We start from the raw sequence: 1,155 nt of genomic DNA on the forward strand, positions 1-1,155 counted from the left end.
ATCGGCATGGTCACGGGTGCGCTGTTGACAGGCAATGCGGTGGTCTACAAGCCGTCGCCGGGTTGCGCGCTGACCGGACTGCTGATTGCCGAAACGCTTCGCAAAGCGGGCTTGCCCGAAGGTGTTTTCAACATCGTGCTTGGCGATGGAGAGGTGGGGCGCCTTCTTGCCACCGACAACGGCATCGACGGCGTTGCATTCACCGGCTCCCATAAGACCGGCATGAGCATCTTCCGTCATATGGCAACGCTGCCCCACATGAAGCCCGTCATCGCCGAAATGGGTGGCAAGAACCCCGCCTACGTGACGAGCAAGGCCGACCTCGACCGCGCGGCGCAGGGGGTGGCGCGCTCCGCTTTTGGCCTGCAAGGCCAGAAGTGCTCCGCATGCTCGGTCGTGTATGTCGACGAGAAGGTCAAGGCGGAATTCATCGAGAAACTGGTAGCGTTCGCTGGAAAGCTGGTGGTCGGAGATCCTCGTAAGGCCGAGACCTTTATGGGCCCTGTCTATGGCGACGCCACAGTCGGCCGTTTCCAGGCAGCGCTGTCGGAAGTCGAGGGCAAAGGCAAGGTGCATTTTGGGGGCGCCGCCCTGGGCCAGGGATTTGCGAACAACTACGTCCTGCCGACGGTCGTCGAACTTGATGGTCCGGGCCGGCTGACCCGCGACGAACTCTTCATGCCTTTCGTGGTCGTCCGCGGTTTTGATAGTCTCGATGCCGCGATCGAAGAGGGCAACGACATCGCCTACGGATTGTCGGCCGGCATCTTTACCAACGACCAAAAAGAGTTGCGTCACTTCCTCGACACCGCCGAAGCGGGGGTTCTCTATGCCAACCGTGCGAGCGGCGCAACGACGGGTGCATGGCCAGGCGCGCAGCCATTCTGCGGCTGGAAGGGCACCGGGGTCAGCGGCAAGGGCGGTCTCGGCTCCTGGTTCCTGCCACAGTACCTGCGCGAGCAGAGCCACACGATCATGACCAAGTGATCGAAAGAGGTCGCGCCCTTCGTCGCGGCCATCCAAGACTGTCTCCTTCATCGGTTTACAAGATTATGCGCCACTATCCAGATTCAATGCCGAAGTCCCGCGAGATGTTCGAACGGGCCCGCAAGGTCATGCCGGGAGGAAACACCCGGACAACGGTCTTCATCGACC

General features: G+C 61.5%; 1 protein-coding gene. It reads left to right on the plus strand.

The window, feature by feature from the left end; genetic code table 11:
- Positions 1–6: 6 nt before the first annotated feature.
- A complete protein-coding gene (locus tag EN939_RS35030) occupies positions 7–987 on the plus strand; it encodes an aldehyde dehydrogenase family protein (RefSeq protein WP_272483139.1) in 981 nt (326 codons plus the stop codon).
- Positions 988–1,155 lie beyond the last annotated feature (168 nt).

Source organism: Mesorhizobium sp. M7A.F.Ca.CA.002.05.1.1, from assembly GCF_003998335.1.
Taxonomy (GTDB): Bacteria; Pseudomonadota; Alphaproteobacteria; order Rhizobiales; family Rhizobiaceae; genus Mesorhizobium.